The following is a 16,771-nucleotide window of genomic DNA, read 5'->3' as shown; positions in this document are numbered from 1 at the left end:
GCTGGCAACGGCGGGCGTGTTTGCCCGGGCCGTTTATTGTATGAGAATAATTCTCATCTGATACAACTTGTGCCTTACTTCCGCGGGGTCAAACCACGCGTCAGGCCGGTGCCGACGTGCGGATCAGGTGGTCGAACGCGCCGAGCGCCGCCTTTGCGCCGTCGCCGGCCGCGATGATGATCTGCTTGAACGGCACCGTGGTTGCATCACCGGCCGCGAACACGCCGGGCACCGAAGTCTGGCCGCGCGCGTCGACGATGATTTCGCCGTGCTTCGACAGCTCGACCGTGCCCTTGAGCCAGTCGGTGTTGGGCACGAGGCCGATCTGGATGAACACGCCTTCGAGCTCGACCTTTTTCAGTTCGCCCGTCGCGCGGTCCTTGTAGACCAGGCCATTGACCTTCTGGTCGCCGGTGATCTCGGTGGTCTGCGCGTTGGTGAACACGTCGACGTTCTTCAGGCTCTTGAGCTTGCGTTGCAGCACGGCGTCGGCACGCAGCTGCGTGTCGAACTCGATCAGCGTGACGTGGCCCACGATGCCGGCCAGATCGATCGCCGCTTCGACGCCCGAATTGCCGCCGCCGATGACCGCGACGCGCTTGCCCTTGAACAGCGGGCCGTCGCAATGCGGGCAGTAGGCCACGCCCTTGTTCTTGAACTCGTGCTCGCCGGGCACGTTGATGTTGCGCCAGCGCGCGCCGGTCGAAATGATCACCGACTTGCTCTTGAGCGAGGCGCCGCTTTCGAGCTGAACCTCGATGAGATCGTTGCCAGGCACCAGTGCCTTGGCGCGCTGCAGATTCATGATGTCGACGTCGTAGTCGCGCACATGCTCTTCGAGTGCGTGGGCGAACTTCGGTCCTTCGGTTTCCTTGATCGAGATGAAGTTCTCGATGCCGAGCGTGTCGAGCACCTGGCCACCAAAGCGCTCCGACGCAACGCCGGTGCGGATGCCCTTGCGCGCGGCGTACACGGCGGCTGCGGCACCGGCAGGGCCGCCACCGACGATCAGCACGTCGAACGCGTCCTTGCCGGCGATCTTCTTCGCTTCGCGCTCGACGCCGCTGGTATCGATCTTAGCGAGGATTTCTTCGAGGCTCATGCGGCCCTGGCCGAACTCGGTGCCGTTGAGGAACACGGTCGGCACGGCCATGATCTGGCGTTCCTTCACTTCGTCCTGGAAGGTGCCGCCTTCGATCATCGTGGTGCGGATGCGCGGGTTCTGGATCGCCATCAGGTTCAGCGCCTGAACGACATCGGGGCAGTTGTGGCAGGTGAGCGAGACGTAGATCTCGAACTCGAAGTCGCCGTCGAGCGCCTTGATCTGGTCGAGCACGGCCTGCTCGACCTTGGGTGGGTAGCCGCCGATCTGCAGCAGCGCAAGGATCAGCGACGTGAATTCATGGCCCATCGGCAGGCCGGCAAAACGCGGGCCGTGGTTTTCGCTCGGGCGATTGACCGAGAACGAGGGCTTGCGATGGCTGTCGTCGCGGCTTTCGGTCAGCTTGACCAGCGGCGACGCTTCAGCGACGTCCTTCAGCAGCGACAACATTTCGCCCGACGCCTTGCTGTCATCGAGCGAGGCGACGATCTCGATCGGCTGCGTGGCGCGTTCGAGGTAACTCTTCAATTGGGCTTTTGTGCTGTCGTCAAGCATGGCGGACTCACTTTCGATATCTGAAAACTATCAACTGGGAACAAAAAAAGCCCGGGGCCTCGTGAGCGCCCGGGCTTTCGCGCGGGAGCGCTTAGATCTTGCCGACGAGGTCGAACGACGGGGCGATCGTCTTGTCGCCTTCATTCCACTTGGCCGGGCAGACTTCGTTCGGGTGGGCGGCGGTGTAGACCGCTGCCTTGAGCTTGCGCAGGGTTTCCTTGACGTCGCGGGCGATTTCGTTGGAGTGCACTTCGGCGGTCTTGATGATGCCTTCGGGGTTGATCACGAAGGTGCCGCGCAGTGCCAGGCCTTCTTCAGGGATGTGCACGCCGAAAGCGTTGGTCAGCGTGTGGGTCGGGTCGCCAACCAGGGGGAACTTGGCCTTGCCGACGGCCGGCGACGTGTCGTGCCAGACCTTGTGCGAGAAGTGCGTGTCGGTGGTCACGATGTAGACCTCGGCACCCAGCTTCTGGAACTCGGGGTAGTTGTCGGCCGCGTCTTCGACTTCGGTCGGGCAGTTGAAGGTGAAAGCCGCCGGCATGAAGATCAGCACGGACCACTTGCCCTTGAGCGTCTCGTCGGACACATCGATGAACTTGCCGTTGAGGTAGGCCTGGGTCTTGAAGGGCAGGACTTGGGTGTTGATCAGGGACATGAAGATTCCTTGGATGCTGCAGGTGGAAAAAATAATTGCGAGCCATGAGTATAGCTACCAATCCCATATTTTTGATAGTCATGAGCTATTAAAAGTATTGGGGCTTGCTATGTTTGCGATGGGTTCGCGATGGGTTCGCAGCGGCTCAATGCGAACGTGTATCGCCATCACACGCATGCAGACCGGCGGAGCATGGGATTGCTTGCAAGTGCTCGTCCGCTCCTCTGACAATCACCGCTTTCAGAACAAGGAAAAGAATCATGAAGGGCGACCCCAAGGTCATCGAACATCTGCAGGCGCAGCTCAAGAACGAGCTGACCGCGATCAACCAGTACTTCCTCCACTACCGCATGCTCAAGCACTGGGGTTTGGACAAGCTGGCGAAGAAGGAATATGAGGAATCGATCGGCGAGATGAAGCACGCCGACAAGCTGATGGACCGCATCTTCATGCTTGACGGCCTGCCGAACCTGCAGGACCTGGGCAAGCTGAACATCGGCGAAGACGTGCCCGAGTTGCTGCGTTGCGACCTGGGTGCCGAAACCGGCGCGCAAGCAACGATCAAGGACGGCATCGCGCATTGCGAATCGGTGCGTGACTACGTCTCGCGCGACCTGCTCCAGGAAATTCTCGACGACACCGAAGAGCACATCGACTTTCTCGAGACCCAGATCGACCTGATCGACAAGGTCGGACTGCAGAACTACCTGCAATCGCAAATGGGCGAGCTCGAGTAATCGGCTCTGGCCGGCGCGCCAGTTACTGGCGAAACGACAAACGGGACTTCGGTCCCGTTTTTTATTGCTTTACGTAACTTCATTCAGATCAAATAGCAGTCATTCTCATCTGCGCAGATACAATCCGCGCCTTCGATGACCGCTGCCCGCCCCGATAACCGCCGACGTGCCTACTGGCTCAAGACCCTGCACGAATGGCACTGGGTGAGTTCCGCGATCTGCCTGATCGGCATGATCCTGTTCAGCGTCACCGGCTTCACGCTGAATCACTCGGCCCAGATCGAAGCCAGGCCGGCCATCACGAAGTTGAATGGCTCGGTGGACGAATCCCTTCGCGCGCAACTCGAAAAACAGTTGCCAGCCGCCAAGGCCCAGAAAGGCAAGGCTCCCTTGCCCACCGAACTCCAGCACTGGGTGCAGAAGAACTGGGACGTCGACACCGCCGGCCGGCAAGCTGAATGGTCGGACGACGAAATCTATCTCTCGCTCCCCCGCCCCGGCGGCGACGCCTGGCTGCGCCTGAACCTGGCTGACGGCGAGATCGAGTACGAGCGCACCGACCGCGGCTGGCTCTCCTATTTCAACGACCTGCACAAGGGCCGCAACACCGGCACGGCCTGGAGCTGGTTCATCGACATCTTCGCGGGCGCCGCGCTGGTCTTCTCGATCACCGGCCTGTTCATTCTCAAGATGCACGCGGGCAACCGGCCCTTCACGTGGCCGATGGTCGGCATGGGACTCGTCGTGCCGGTGCTGCTCGCGCTGTTGTTCATTCATTGATTGACCGATCGATTCAGGAAAGAGGTTTCAAGTGCACGTTCGCTATTCACTCGCGCCGATTGCCATGTCGGCACTGTTCGCCGCCCCTGCTTTTGCGGCGGGCCTTGCGGTCAACATCGAGATCCCCCGGCTGAACGTCTCCGAGTACCACCGCCCCTATGTGGCAACCTGGATCGAGCGCGCCGACAACACCGTGGCCGGCACGCTGGCCGTCTGGTACGACGTGCGCACCAAGACCAACAACCCCGAGGGCGAAGGCACCAAGTGGCTCAAGGACATGCGCCAATGGTGGCGCCGCGGCGGCCGTGAACTCGCGGTGCCGGTCGATGGCGTGACCGGCGCGACCAAGCCGGCCGGCAAGCACCAGTTGAGCTTCACCGAAGGCACGGGCGCCATGCCCAAGCTGGCGCCCGGCGCGTACAAGCTGGTGGTCGAGGCCGCGCGCGAAGTCGGCGGTCGCGAAGTCGTGAGCATCCCCTTCCAGTGGCCTCCCACAGCGGCTGCGCAGCCGAGCGCCTCCGGCAAGGAAGAGCTTGGCGAGATCAAGCTCGAACTCAAGCCCTGACCGACACCGAACCGCTTCGCTCTTCATCGACAGCCCGTCACCCCAAGGACTTCCCATGACCCGATTCACCCTGCGCGCCGCCAGCTTCGCCGTTGCCCTGTCCGCCATCGCTTCCATCGCCCAGGCACACAACGCCTGGCTGCTGCCCTCTTCCACCGTGTTCTCCAAGGCCGACACGGTCACGGTCGATGCGGCTGTGTCGAACGACCTGTTCGTCGCCAACCATGCGCCGCTGCGGCTCGACGGCCTGCAGATCACGGCGCCCGACGGCAGCGCGGTCAGGCCCGAGACCGAAGCCAAGCTCAAGTTCCGCAACGTGTTCGACGTGAACGTCGCGCAGTCGGGCACCTACCGCGTCGCGGTGGTCAACGGCGGTGCGTTCGCAAGCTGGAAGGACAAGGCCACGGGCCAGAACAAGCGTGCGCGCGGCACCCCGGAAACCCTCTCCAAGGAGATCCCGGCCGACGCACAGGAACTCACGATCACGCAATCGTCCGGCCGCATCGAGACCTTCGTGACCGTTGGCAAGCCCTCGACGCTCAAGCCCATCGGCCAGGGCCTCGAGCTGATTGCCACCGGCAGCCCGACCGACCTGGTCAAGGGCGAGAAGGCCACCTTCGCGCTCCACCTCGACGGCCAGCCCGCCAAGGGCCTCGAAGTGACCGTGACGGCCGGCAACACGCAGTACCGCGACAAGCTCGAAGAGGTCACGCTCAAGACCGACGACAAGGGCCAGTTCAGCGTCACCTGGCCAACGGCCGGCATGTACTGGCTCGAAGCCACCACCAAGGACAACAAGACCACGTTGCCGCAAGCCAAGGAGCGCCGCCTGAGCTACGCGGCCACCCTTGAAGTGATGCCCTGACACGGCACCTGCCTTGGGCCTTTCGTTCAGCACCACTTGGCGCGCCGGCGGTTACGCCAACGCCGCCGTCCCGCGTCGCGCCGATCCCGCCAGCCTGCAACAGTTGGGCGGGCGGACCATGGGCACCACCTGGTCGTTGCGCTTCGACAACCCCCGGATGTTGCCGCTCGCGCAGGTGCGCGCAGCGGTCGACACCGCGCTTGGCCGCGTGGTCGCGCAGATGAGTCACTGGGAGGTGGATTCGGACATCGGCCACTTCAACCGCGCACCCACCGGATCGCGCCACGTCTTGCCGCCAGAGTTCGCCGAAGTCATGGCTTGCGCCCTTCGGTGGGCGGAGGCCAGCGATGGCGCGATCGATCCGACGGTCGGCCCGCTGGTCGCCTGCTGGGGCTTCGGCCCAGAAGCACAAGACGGCGGCGTTCCTGCGGCGGACACCATCGCCGATGCTCGTGCGCGGACCGGATGGCAACGGCTGGCTTTCGATGCGGCGGAAGGCTCGCTGTTGCAACCGGGCGGCATCGCGATTGACCTCTCGGGTATTGCCAAAGGCTTTGCGGTTGATCACGGTGTCGAGGCCCTACGCGCGCTCGGCCTTGCCGATCTTCTGTTTGAAGTCGGGGGTGAACTGCGAGGCATCGGCCGACGACCCGGTGGACAGCCGTGGCAGGTGCAAATCGACAGCGAACCGGCAACCGCACGACGCATCGCGCTCACCGACATGGCGGTTGCCACCTCAGGGGATCGTTGGCATCAGCGGGCCAGCGAAGGGCGTCGCTGGTCGCACACCATCGATCCACGCACCGGCGAGCCAACGACCCACGCGCTGGCCAGTGTCACCGTGTTGCACGCCGAGTGCATGCAGGCCGACGCCCTGGCCACCGTGCTGACCGTGCTGGGGCCGGACGAAGGCCTCGACTTTGCAGAGCGGCACGATATCGCCGCGCTCTTCGTGAGTCACGACGAGCCTTCGTCCATGGCAAGAACCACACGCGCCTGGCGCGAACAGACCGAGGCATGAGCGAGGCTGCGTGGCGCGCGCTCGGCGCGGGTTCCACCGTGGCGGCCTATGCGGCGCTGTGCGCGGCGATCTACCTTCGCGCGCGAAGGCAAAAGGCAGTTGCCGCGCGCGATGCGGCAGCGCTCTCGGGCACTGGCAACGAGCCCCCTACCCTTGTGCTGTTCGCCAGCCAGACAGGCCAAGCCGAAGCCATCGCCTGGCAAACCGCGCGATGGCTGCGTGCTGCCGGCACGCCAGCGCAGGTGATGGAACTGAACGCGCTCGATGCCAAGACCTTGGGGACAGTGCGTCGCGCCCTCTTCGTGGCAAGCACCTACGGCGAGGGCGATGCGCCTGACGGCGCCAGCGTGTTCGCCGAACGCGTGATGGGGTCGCCGCTGTCGCTGACGTCGCTGCGCTACACCGTGCTGGCGCTTGGCGATCGCCAATACGCCAACTTCTGCGGCTTCGGCCGCACGCTGGACGAATGGCTGCTGGCCGCCGGTGCCGCCCGTGAGTTCGGGCGCATCGAGGTCGACAACAGCGACCCGGGCGCGCTGGCCGAATGGCTGGCCCGGTGGAGCGACAGTGCGGACGCCGAGCCCGGCGCGGAAGATCCGGCAACGGCGTTCGCGCAGTGGCGGCTTGCCACGCGCGAACTGCTCAACCCCGGAAGCGCTGGCGCCCCGGTCTTTCATCTGGGGTTGGTGCCCGTGGCCGGCGCGATGCCGCACTGGGTGTCCGGCGACCTGGCGCAGATCGCCGTTGCAAGCGACCCGGCGCATCCGCGCGACTATTCAATTTCGTCGCTGCACGCCGACGGCGAGCTGCAATTGCTGGTCCGGCAGGCGCAGCATCCCGACGGCACGCTGGGCGGCGCATCGGGCCTGCTCACCTCGACCCTCGCGGTCGGCGACAGCGTGGCGTTGCGAGTGCGGCCGCACCGTGGTTTTCGTCTCGACGGCAACGAAACACGCCCGCTGATCCTCATTGGCAACGGCACCGGGCTGGCCGGCCTGCGCGCCCATCTGCGTGCCCGCGCCAGCGCCGGCAGGCACGACAACTGGCTGGTATTCGGTGAACGCCAGGCGGCGCACGATTTCCTGTACCGCGAAGAAATCGAGGCCTGGCAGACCCACGGCGTGCTGCAAAGGCTCGACATGGTGTTCTCGCGCGACCAGCCAGAACGCTTCTACGTCCAGCACCGGCTGCTGCAATCGGCCGACACCCTGCTCGAATGGCTGCACAACGGCGCGGCGGTCTACGTCTGTGGAAGCCTGCAGGGCATGGCGTCAGGTGTGGATTCGGCATTGCGCCAAGTCGCCGGCGAAACGCTTCTCGTCGAGATGCTGGCGAGCGGGCGCTATCGCCGCGACGTTTACTGAGCACGGCCCCACGCGGTGCGACACTTGAAACCCGGCCTGCGCCGGCGCTTTTCTCTTTGCGGAGTCCCTGAAAAATGATGCTGCATGTGCCTGACGTGCTGAATTCCACCCAGGTGCGCGACATGCGCGCGGCGCTCGATGCCACGAACTGGATCGATGGACGGGAAACCGTCGGCGACCAGGGCGCGCAGGTCAAGCGCAACCGCCAGTTGCCGGAGCACTCGGCTGTCGGACGCAAACTGGGCGACATGGTGCTTGCCGCGCTCGCCCAACATGCGCTGTTTTTCTCGGCAGCGCTGCCCTCGCGCTTTGTTCCGCCGCTGTTCAATCGCTACGAGGGGGGCGAACACTACGGTGTTCACGTCGACGGCGCGGTGCGCTCGCTGCCTGGAAGCGGCCAGCAACTGAGAACCGACCTGTCTTGCACGCTGTTCCTGTGCGATCCGGACGACTATGAAGGCGGCGAACTGGAGGTGATCGACACCTACGGATCGCACGAAGTGAAGCTTCCGGCTGGCGACCTCATTCTGTATCCGGCCAGCAGCTTGCATCGCGTCCATCCGGTGACCCGCGGGGCACGCGTCTGCTCGTTCTTCTGGCTGCAGAGCATGGTGCGCAACGACCAGCAGCGCAGCATGCTGTTCGAGCTCGACCAGAACATCCAGAAGCTGCGCGGCCGACTGGGCGAATGCGACGAAACCGTGGCGCTGACGGGGCACTATCACAATTTGTTGCGACTCTGGTCCGAGGTCTAGCCAGCGGCTTCGGCGCTGGAATAGATCGGTAACACCATAGTTATTGCAAATGCGATGAATTCTTATTTATAATGAGCCACATCCAACAGCCAGCCAACTGCCGCTTTCACAGCCATGATCGTTTGCGTCTGCCGCCGAGTCTCCGACCGTGAAATCGCACGCCACGTGCGCGCCGGCATGACTTTCGACGAAGTCCAATTCGAACTTGGCGTGGCCACCCAGTGTGGACAGTGTGAAGGTTGTGCGCGCGATATCGTCGCGCAGTGCAGCGCTTCGCACCCGGTCGCCGCGCTGCATTGCGAATCGGGGCCGAGAGCGATCCAGCTTGCCAACTCCATCAAGGAAAGCAAGGCATGGAACTCGTCTCGGCACTCGGCGGCAGCCTGATCCTGGTCGCAGGGTCGGTCTGGTGGATTTTTCGCAAGTAACGTTGTCGTAGCGGTTTTGCTGCAATCGGGGTACGTTCCGTCGTGCCCGCACTCGAATGGTTGATCGTGTCTGACCGCTTTGCCCCCCCTCCCTCCGTTCTGGGCCTCTCGCGCAATGCTGTCATTGCCGGCAGCGTCATTCTTTTTCACGCAGCCGCGCTCTGGGCGTTACAGAGCGGATTGCTGCGCCGCGCCGCCGAAGTGGTGATTCCAGTCGAAATACTGAGCCAGTTCGTCGAGCCGCCAAAGCCCAAGGTCGATCCGCCCCCACCACCTCCGCCGCCCCAGCCCAAGGTCAGCAAGGCGCCGCCCCCCCCACGGCCCCAGGCCATTCGCGAGCCCAAACCCACGCCGGCGCCCCAGGCGCCGGTCGGCACGACGGAGCCACCACCTCCGGCGACGCCACCGGCACCACCCGCTCCGCCAGCGCCTCCGGCGCCCCCACCGGCGCCGCCCGCGCCCCCTGCTGTCCAGTTGCCATCGAGCAACGCCGACTATCTGCAAACCCCCAAGGCGCCCTATCCCGCCATGAGCAAGCGGCTCGGTGAACAGGGCAAGGTAATCGTTCGAGTACTCGTTGGCGCCGACGGACTTCCCAAGAGCGCCGAGGTCAAGAAGTCCAGCGGCTTCGACCGCCTCGACGAGGCGGCGGTGGAATACATCATGAAATGCCGGTTCGTGCCCGGCAAGGTCAACGGTGTGGTCCAGGCCATGTCCTATGACGCCCCCGTCAACTACGTTCTGAACTAATTTTTCTCTGGAGCAACTTCGTATGGATTCCCAATTTGGCTTGATGAACGTCTGGAATCAGGGCGACTTCGTCACCAAGGCCGTTGCGGTGCTGTTGATCGGCATGTCGCTCGCTTCGTGGATCGTGATCATCATCAAGGCCCTCGACGTCATCAAGTACAAGCGCCTTGCGAAGCACTCGCAGGATTTCTGGCACAGCGAAGACTTCGCCACCGCGCTCAACAAGCTCGGCAAGGACGACAGCAACCCCTTCCGCGCCCTGGCACTCGAAGGCCGCGAAGCCGCCGCACATCACCGCAACACCAAGGCCCATCTGCACGATGCGCTCGACGTGAGCGACTGGATCACGCGCTCGCTGCGCAACGGCATCGACGCGTTCACCGCACGCCTGCAGACCGGGCTCGCGATCCTGGCGTCGGTCGGCTCGACCGCCCCCTTCATCGGCCTGTTCGGCACGGTCTGGGGCATCTACCACGCGCTCATGAGCATCGGTTCGGCCGGCCAGGCCACCATCGACAAGGTGGCGGGCCCGATCGGCGAAGCGCTGATCATGACGGCACTGGGTCTGGCGGTGGCCATTCCCGCAGTGCTGGGCTACAACGCCCTGGTTCGCGGCAACAAGTTCGTGCTGACCAAGCTCAACAGCTTCGCGCATGACCTGCACGCCTACTTCGTGACCGGCGCCCGCGTCCAAAGCGGCAGCGGCGAGGCCGTCGTGGTTCCGCTCAAGAAGGGCTGAGCATCATGGCTTTCGGAACGCAAGACGAACCCGATGAGGTGATGAACGAGATCAACATGACGCCGCTGGTCGACGTCATGCTGGTGCTCCTGATCATCTTCATCATCACCGTGCCGGTGATGAAGCACGCGGTCAACATCGACCTGCCGCGCGCTACCAGCGAGCCGGAGCAGCCGAAGCCGCAGAACATCCTGTTCAGCGTCACGGCTGACGGCACCTACTACTGGAACGAACAGAAGATCGACGACAGCGAATTGCCGGGCCGGCTCGCTGCCGAAGCCGCCAAGGAACCACAGCCCGAGCTGCACATCCGCGGCGACAAGGCGGTGCGTTACGAGCGCGTGGCCAAGGCCATGTCTGAAGCCCGTGAAGCCGGTGTGCGCAAGATCGGCTTCATCACGGAACCCGACGCGAAGTGATTTGAACTGCAATCAAAAAAAGTTGATCGCGTCGATTGACTTTTTATTGAGAATCATTATCATTCACTCATCGCTTCGATAAGGGAACTCCAGATGCCAGCCACACCGAATGCCTTTTCTGTCCTGAACCATCCTTCGCTCGACCAATCGGGTGGCGGCCATGCGTCCATCCAGGCAACGCGTCCGGCGCCGATGGTTGAAAGCACGGAGCTTCTCAAGGGAAGCAAGACCGTGGGCATCATGCACAACGGTTCGCTCTATCGGCTTCAAGCCACCAAACTCGGCAAGCTGATCCTGACCAAGTAGGTCATTCAGCCCGCCCCTCGCGCAAGTTTCATCGTGGGGCGACTCAAGGAGATCTATCTCCGAAGGGTCGTTTTTTGCTAGCCAACGGTTCGCCGACTAGCCAAGCTTTTTTTCACGCTGAACGCCAAACAAAAAACGCCGACCTTCAGGTCGGCGTTTTGCTTTGTGTGCCGTAAAGCTCAGAGGCCGAGAGCGGCGATGCCCGCCTTGGCGATCTGCGCGTCTTCGTTCGACTTCACGCCGCTCACGCCGACCGCGCCGATCACGTGGCCGTCTTTCACGATCGGCACGCCGCCTTCGAGCAGCCCTTGCACCGCAGGCGCCGTCAGGAATGCCGTGCGGCCGCCGTTGATGATGTCTTCATAGACCTTGCTTTCACGGCGACCCATGGCCGCCGTGTGCGCCTTGGCGGGAGCGATGTGCGAAGAAAGCGCCGCGGCGCCGTCGAGGCGCTGCAGCCACAGCAGGTTGCCGGCATCGTCCGAGATGGCAATGGTCACGGCCCAGTTGTTCTTGAGAGCCTCGGCTTCGGCCGCTGCGGCAATGGCCTTGACGTCGGCGAGTTCGAGGAATGATTTGGTCTTCATGGTGAGCTCAGGTTGCGTAAAAACCCGACAGCATAACGGCCATGCTGGCAGAGGTGCCTGCAGCGCGCTGCAACACCCCTGCTGCGGTCTTTCCGATACTCTGCTCTTGCAGACCCCTAGAATGCGCCCAACTGCTTCAGCAGCAACCATAGGAGCTCCGGCCATGAACGACCGCGTCACCATCCTCGACACTTCCACCGGCTACGGCCAGGCGCTGCCGCAGGCTGAGCGCCAACGCGTACTGCGCAATACCTACTGGCTGCTGGCGCTGAGCCTGCTGCCCACCGTTCTGGGCGCCTGGGTCGGCGTCAGCACCGGCATGACGCGCTCGCTGACCGGCGGGCTCGGACTCATGGTCTTCCTGGGCGGCGCCTTCGGCTTCATGTTCGCCATCGAGAAGACGAAGAATTCCGCCGCTGGCGTGCCGGTGCTGCTGGCCTTCACCTTCTTCATGGGCCTGATGCTGTCGCGCCTGATCGCGATGGTGCTCGGCTTCAAGAATGGCTCCGAACTCATCATGACAGCCTTCGGCGGCACTGCCGGCGTGTTCTTCGTGATGGCCACGCTCGCCACCGTCATCAAGCGCGACCTGTCGGGCATGGGCAAGTTCCTGTTCGTCGGTGCGCTGGTGCTGATGTTCGGCGCCATCATCAACGTCTTCGTCGGCTCGAGCACCGGCATGCTGGTCATCTCGGTGGCTGCCATCGGCATCTTCTCGGCCTACATGCTCTATGACCTGAAGCAGATCATGGATGGCGGTGAAACCAACTACATCACCGCCACGCTGGCGCTCTACCTTGACCTGTTCAATGTCTTCCAGAGCCTGCTGGCGCTGTTGGGCATCTTCGGCGGCGAGCGCGACTGAACGCGCCGCCCTCACCCACCAAGAGAAAAGGCCCCGAGGGGCCTTTTTTCATTCCAGCTCGAACACCGCAATCGACTCGACATGCGCCGTGTGCGGGAACATGTTGACCACCCCCGCGAAGGTACAGCGGTAGCCGGCCTGGTGCACCAGCAACCCGGCATCGCGCGCCAGCGTCGACGGATTGCAGCTCACGTACACGATGCGTTTCGGCGGCGTCCAGCCATCCGTGCGCAACTCGGGCTGCTGATGAAGATCGGCCATGGCCTTGGCAAGCGCAAAAGCGCCTTCGCGCGGCGGGTCGACCAGCCATTTGTCGGCACTGCCATCCGCCACCAGCATGGCCGGCGTCATCTCGAAGAGGTTGCGCGCTACAAACTTGGTAGCCGACAGCGCGCGTCGAGCGGTCGTTGCCGGTTGGTTTTTCTTGAAGTTGTCGGTCGCACGCGCCACCAGCGTGTCGCTGCCCTCGATACCCAGCACTTCGCGCGCCTTGCTCGCCAGAGGCAGCGTGAAGTTGCCGAGCCCGCAGAACCAGTCGATCACCCGCTCTTCGGGCTGCACGTCCAGCAGGCGCAGCGCCTTGCCCACCAGCGCCCGGTTGATGTGCGGATTGACCTGCGTGAAATCGGTCGGCTTGAAGGGCATGGAGACGCCGAACTCAGGCAGCCGGTAGGCCAGGGGCGTGCCGCCCTCTTCCAGCAGCTTGACCGTTTCCGGTCCCTTGGCCTGCAGCCACCACTGAACGCCCTCATTGCTTGCTGCAAAAGCCTTCAGCCGATCGATGTCCGCGTGCGACAGCGGCTCCAGGTGCCGAAGCACCAATGCGATCGTGCCGAGCGCCGTGGAGCCCGGTGCGTCGCCGCAGGCCAGTTCGATCTGCGGGCAGGTCTCGCGTGCGTCCATCGAGCCGATCAACGCGCGCAGCGGCATCAGCATTTCGCTGACCTGCTTCGGCAGAACCGGGCACACCTGCATATCGGCAAGGTAGCGGCTCTTGCGCTCGTGAAAACCGATCAGCACCGTGCCCTTCTTGACCACGTGGCGCACCGACAGCCGCGCGCGGTAGCGGTAATGCCATGCCGGGCCCTCGAGCGGCCGCAGCAGGTTCTCAGGGCGCACCTTGCCCAGATGCCACAGGTTGTCTTCCAGCGCACGCTGCTTCACGGCCACCTGTGCCGCCGGATCCAGGTGCTGCATCTTGCAGCCGCCGCATGCGCCCGTATGGAGGCCGAAATGCGGGCAGCCCGGGCGCACGCGTTGGGACGATTCACGCCGGATGGTCGTGACCGTGCCTTGCTCCCAGTTGTTCTTGCGGCGATGGACGTTGAACTGCACTTCCTCGAAAGGCAAAGCGCCCTCGATGAAGACGACCATGCCGTCCGCTTTGTGCGCAACGCCTTGCGCGTCGAGGTCGAGCGACTCGACCTGCAGCCATTCGTCGCCGGGATTCGTGGGGGTTTTCTTTTCTTCGATGGGTTCCGTCATCCCCCGATTGTCTCAGCGCCGCCGGATGGCCTTGCCTCGCTAGGGTTCACACCTCCGGCGCGGCTAGAACAACGCGTCCCGGCCGATGCCCGAGCGTGCCAGCTGGCGGCGCATTTTGGCCAAGGCCTCGTTCTGGATCTGCCGGACGCGCTCGCGCGTGAGGCCCAGGCGAACGCTGAGCACTTCGAGCGTTTCGGGCTCGCGGTCGTGCAGGCCGTAGCGCCCCTCCAGCACCTCGCGCTCGCGTGCGTCGAGGGCGTGAATCCACTGGTCGAGCAGGCGCTCGACCTCATGCAGCTGGGTCACGCCGGTCGGATTGCCCTGCTCGTCATCGGACGCCACGGTGTCGGCCAGCGTGAAGCCTTCGTCCCCACGCGCATCGCCGGCATCCAGCGAACGGGGGGCCTCGGAAAGGGCCAACAGATCGGCCACCGCCTGCACCTCGCGGCCGAGCAGCGCGGCGATGTCCTCGACACGCACGCCGTCGGGCCGGTGGGCGAGAAACTCTGCGTCGCTTTCAAGTACGCGGCGAGCGCGCAGCACCTGCTGCAACTCGCGCACCACGTGAACCGGCAGGCGAATCGCACGCGCCTGCGTCATGACTGCCCGCTCCACGGACTGCCGAATCCACCAGGTCGCATACGTGGAAAACCGAAAACCGCGCTCGGGCTCGAACTTGGTGATGGCGTGCATCAGCCCGAGATTGCCCTCTTCGATGAGATCCGAGAGCGGCACGCCGCGGCCCAGGTAGCTCTTGGCAATGTTGACCACGAGCCGGAGGTTGTGCTCGATCATCGACTGCCGGGCGGCGAAATCACCGGCTTGCGCGGCGCATGCCGTCCGGTATTCCTCGTCGGGTGTGAAGAGTTCGGTGCGCCGGACCTGGCGCAGGTAGATCGTCAGGGCGTCGGCGCCCTCTCCACCGATCAGCTCGGCCATCGCGCCGTTGACCAGCGCAGCCTTTGCGGCCAGCGGGTCGTCGATGCCTTCTACAGGGAGCGCATCCTCGCCTTGGACTTTCTTGTCTGGAGAGGATGGGAGGCCACCTCTGCCCACCAACCCGCGCACGGGCAGCGTGCGGCGGGGGCGGGAGGCAGCCATGGCATCACCGGCTGGGCAGGTAGCGCGAAGGATCGACGGGCTTGCCCTGGCGGCGGATCTCGAAATGCAGCTTCACGCGATCGGCATCGCTGTTGCCCATTTCGGCGATCTTCTGGCCCTTCTGAACCGACTGGTCTTCCTTCACGAGCAGCGTCTGGTTGTGCGCATACGCCGTGAGGTAGGTGTTGTTGTGCTTGAGGATGATCAGGTTGCCATAGCCGCGCAGGCCGGCACCGGCATAGACCACGCGGCCATCGGCGGCGGCCAGCACAGGGTCACCCGCCTTGCCGCTGATGTCGTAGCCCTTGTTCTTGGCTTCGTCGAAGCCCGCGATCAGCGAGCCGCTTGCGGGCCAGATCCAGCCGAGGTCTTCGTCACCCGAATTGCCGCTGCTGCCGGGGCCCGCCGGAGAGGCGGTCACCGGGGCCGGAGGCTTGCTCGCACCGCTGGCTGGCGTGGAAGGCACGATGGCGGGTGGCGGTGCCACCGGCTTCGTCACTGCGCCATCGGAACTCGAAGGTGCTGCCGCGACGGCCGTTCCCGAGCCAGTCGGTGGAATGACCCGCAAGACCTGACCGACTTCGATCAGGTCGGGGTTCTCGATGTTGTTCCAGCGAACGATGTCTTGCCAGCGTTGACCCGTCTCGTTGCCGATGCGGCGGATCGAGTCGCCTGGGCGCACCGAGTAGTAGCCCGGCTTGCCGTAGTTCTCGATACCGGCGAGCGGCTTGCCGTTGGCGTCGGTGGTGATGGGCGGACCGCCGGGCACGGTTGCGCCTGGTGCGCGCGTCATGGTGCCGCGGTCTTCGACTGGTGCCGGCCCACGCGGTGCGGCGCAGCCCGCGATCACGAGCACAACGGCCAACGTGACGCCAGCGAACCAACTCCGATTGCCAAAACCCTGCATTTGTTATTCCTTCAAGCGATACCTGATTTTAGGGGGACAAAGTGAACCGCCTCAAGAATGAGCCGCTCCAGTCCCCGAGGGGTCTTGTCGATGACGACAAGGGCTTGTCCGCCATTCGCGGAATGGGTCGGCGCCACGATGCGCCCCCCTACGGCAAGTTGCGAGACCCATGCCTCCGGCACGGCCTCGCCGCCCGCAGCGGCAATGATGCCGGCATAGGGTGCACCCTTGGCATAGCCGAGCATGCCGTCGCCCAGCATTAGGTGCACCGTGGTCAGCCGGAAATGCCTCAGATTGGCGCGGGCCCGTTCATGCAGGCCGCGCAGCCGCTCGATGCTGTAGACCTCGGTCGCCACCTGGTTCAACACGGCCGCCTGATAGCCGCAGCCGGTGCCGATCTCAAGCACCCGCCCCAGCCGCTCCTGCGGCTTCCCGGCCAGCGCGGGCGCGCCCAGCAGCAGCTCGATCATGCGAGCCACGACGCTGGGCTTCGAGATGGTCTGCCCCAGGCCGATCGGCAGGCTCGTGTCTTCGTACGCCTGATTGACCAGGGCGCTGTCGACGAAGCGATGCCGGTCTACCGCGCCCATCGCACGCAGCACGCGCGGATCGGAAATACCCTGGGCCGCGAGCTTCTGCACCATGCGCGCGCGCACGGCGTCGGAAGCCATCGAGGGCGTGGACGGCATCATGGGCTTGACCAGCGTGGCAGGCACGCGCCCGCGCGTGGCGGCCGAAGCAGTGGGGGTCAGGCGAACCGGAAAACTGGGCCGTTGCGTCGCCAT

General features: G+C 64.2%; 20 protein-coding genes. 13 read left to right on the top strand and 7 right to left on the bottom strand.

Features of this window, described 5'->3' with window-relative positions; translation table 11 throughout:
• Positions 1–100: 100 nt before the first annotated feature.
• Positions 101–1,657, bottom strand: coding sequence for an alkyl hydroperoxide reductase subunit F (gene ahpF, locus BLQ28_RS02640; RefSeq protein WP_093236997.1), 1,557 nt, complete (start codon positions 1,655–1,657; stop codon positions 101–103).
• A gap of 91 nt (positions 1,658–1,748) precedes the next feature.
• Complete coding sequence (ahpC, locus tag BLQ28_RS02635; RefSeq protein ID WP_028258851.1) at positions 1,749–2,312, bottom strand: alkyl hydroperoxide reductase subunit C; 564 nt, start codon at positions 2,310–2,312, stop codon at positions 1,749–1,751.
• Positions 2,313–2,572: 260 nt separating this feature from the next.
• Between ahpC and bfr the strand changes: the two genes are divergently transcribed.
• From bfr to hemP, 12 genes are all read left to right on the top strand, one after another.
• Positions 2,573–3,049: a bacterioferritin gene (gene bfr / locus BLQ28_RS02630; protein ID WP_081270476.1), complete on the top strand. Its 477-nt coding sequence runs from the start codon at positions 2,573–2,575 to the stop codon at positions 3,047–3,049.
• A 135-nt stretch (positions 3,050–3,184) separates the two neighbouring features.
• Complete coding sequence (locus BLQ28_RS02625; RefSeq protein WP_093236996.1) at positions 3,185–3,829, top strand: PepSY-associated TM helix domain-containing protein; 645 nt, start codon at positions 3,185–3,187, stop codon at positions 3,827–3,829.
• A 64-nt stretch (positions 3,830–3,893) separates the two neighbouring features.
• A complete protein-coding gene (locus tag BLQ28_RS02620; RefSeq protein WP_176801027.1) occupies positions 3,894–4,394 on the top strand; it encodes a DUF2271 domain-containing protein in 501 nt (166 codons plus the stop codon).
• A 55-nt stretch (positions 4,395–4,449) separates the two neighbouring features.
• Entirely contained in the window at positions 4,450–5,259 is an 810-nt protein-coding gene (locus BLQ28_RS02615; RefSeq protein WP_093236994.1) for a DUF4198 domain-containing protein, read from the top strand.
• A gap of 13 nt (positions 5,260–5,272) precedes the next feature.
• A complete protein-coding gene (locus BLQ28_RS02610; RefSeq protein WP_176800994.1) occupies positions 5,273–6,280 on the top strand; it encodes an FAD:protein FMN transferase in 1,008 nt (335 codons plus the stop codon).
• Positions 6,277–7,644: a sulfite reductase subunit alpha gene (locus BLQ28_RS02605; RefSeq protein WP_093236993.1), complete on the top strand. Its 1,368-nt coding sequence runs from the start codon at positions 6,277–6,279 to the stop codon at positions 7,642–7,644. The genes BLQ28_RS02610 and BLQ28_RS02605 overlap by 4 nt, the downstream gene beginning before the upstream one ends.
• 74 nt (positions 7,645–7,718) lie before the next feature.
• Positions 7,719–8,399 (top strand): Fe2+-dependent dioxygenase, encoded by a 681-nt coding sequence (locus BLQ28_RS02600; RefSeq protein WP_093236992.1) that lies wholly within the window; start codon positions 7,719–7,721, stop codon positions 8,397–8,399.
• 114 nt (positions 8,400–8,513) lie between these two features.
• Positions 8,514–8,786 (top strand): (2Fe-2S)-binding protein, encoded by a 273-nt coding sequence (locus tag BLQ28_RS02595; RefSeq protein WP_093236991.1) that lies wholly within the window; start codon positions 8,514–8,516, stop codon positions 8,784–8,786.
• Positions 8,787–8,869: 83 nt separating this feature from the next.
• Positions 8,870–9,577: an energy transducer TonB gene (locus tag BLQ28_RS02590; protein WP_093236990.1), complete on the top strand. Its 708-nt coding sequence runs from the start codon at positions 8,870–8,872 to the stop codon at positions 9,575–9,577.
• Positions 9,578–9,599: 22 nt separating this feature from the next.
• A complete protein-coding gene (locus BLQ28_RS02585; protein ID WP_093236989.1) occupies positions 9,600–10,316 on the top strand; it encodes a MotA/TolQ/ExbB proton channel family protein in 717 nt (238 codons plus the stop codon).
• A 5-nt stretch (positions 10,317–10,321) separates the two neighbouring features.
• Positions 10,322–10,735 carry an ExbD/TolR family protein gene (locus BLQ28_RS02580; RefSeq protein ID WP_093236988.1) on the top strand — a complete coding sequence of 138 codons (414 nt, stop codon included), beginning with the start codon at positions 10,322–10,324 and terminating at the stop codon, positions 10,733–10,735.
• A gap of 93 nt (positions 10,736–10,828) precedes the next feature.
• Positions 10,829–11,041, top strand: a complete 213-nt coding sequence (gene hemP, locus BLQ28_RS02575; protein WP_056520696.1) for a hemin uptake protein HemP — start codon at positions 10,829–10,831, stop codon at positions 11,039–11,041.
• A 179-nt stretch (positions 11,042–11,220) separates the two neighbouring features.
• Here hemP and BLQ28_RS02570 read toward each other — a convergent pair whose 3' ends face one another.
• Positions 11,221–11,628 (bottom strand): GlcG/HbpS family heme-binding protein, encoded by a 408-nt coding sequence (locus BLQ28_RS02570; protein WP_093236987.1) that lies wholly within the window; start codon positions 11,626–11,628, stop codon positions 11,221–11,223.
• Between the two features lie 163 nt (positions 11,629–11,791).
• On the opposite strand from BLQ28_RS02570, the gene BLQ28_RS02565 reads away from it, so the two are divergent.
• Positions 11,792–12,493 carry a Bax inhibitor-1/YccA family protein gene (locus BLQ28_RS02565; protein ID WP_093236986.1) on the top strand — a complete coding sequence of 234 codons (702 nt, stop codon included), beginning with the start codon at positions 11,792–11,794 and terminating at the stop codon, positions 12,491–12,493.
• A gap of 48 nt (positions 12,494–12,541) precedes the next feature.
• Here the strand turns inward: BLQ28_RS02565 and rlmD are convergent, their stop codons facing one another.
• The 4 genes from rlmD to BLQ28_RS02545 all read right to left on the bottom strand — a co-directional run bounded on the left by rlmD (position 12,542) and on the right by BLQ28_RS02545 (position 16,771).
• On the bottom strand, positions 12,542–13,978 hold the full coding sequence (rlmD, locus tag BLQ28_RS02560; protein ID WP_093236985.1) for a 23S rRNA (uracil(1939)-C(5))-methyltransferase RlmD: 1,437 nt from the start codon (positions 13,976–13,978) through the stop codon (positions 12,542–12,544).
• A 63-nt stretch (positions 13,979–14,041) separates the two neighbouring features.
• Positions 14,042–15,079: a sigma-70 family RNA polymerase sigma factor gene (locus BLQ28_RS02555; protein ID WP_093236984.1), complete on the bottom strand. Its 1,038-nt coding sequence runs from the start codon at positions 15,077–15,079 to the stop codon at positions 14,042–14,044.
• Between the two features lie 4 nt (positions 15,080–15,083).
• Positions 15,084–15,986, bottom strand: a complete 903-nt coding sequence (locus BLQ28_RS02550; RefSeq protein WP_093236983.1) for a peptidoglycan DD-metalloendopeptidase family protein — start codon at positions 15,984–15,986, stop codon at positions 15,084–15,086.
• A gap of 11 nt (positions 15,987–15,997) precedes the next feature.
• A complete protein-coding gene (locus BLQ28_RS02545; protein WP_093236982.1) occupies positions 15,998–16,771 on the bottom strand; it encodes a protein-L-isoaspartate(D-aspartate) O-methyltransferase in 774 nt (257 codons plus the stop codon).

Origin of the sequence: Variovorax sp. EL159 (assembly GCF_900100965.1) — a bacterium.
Lineage (GTDB): Bacteria > Pseudomonadota > Gammaproteobacteria > Burkholderiales > Burkholderiaceae_C > Variovorax.
This window is presented reverse-complemented; position numbering and strand designations above follow the sequence as displayed.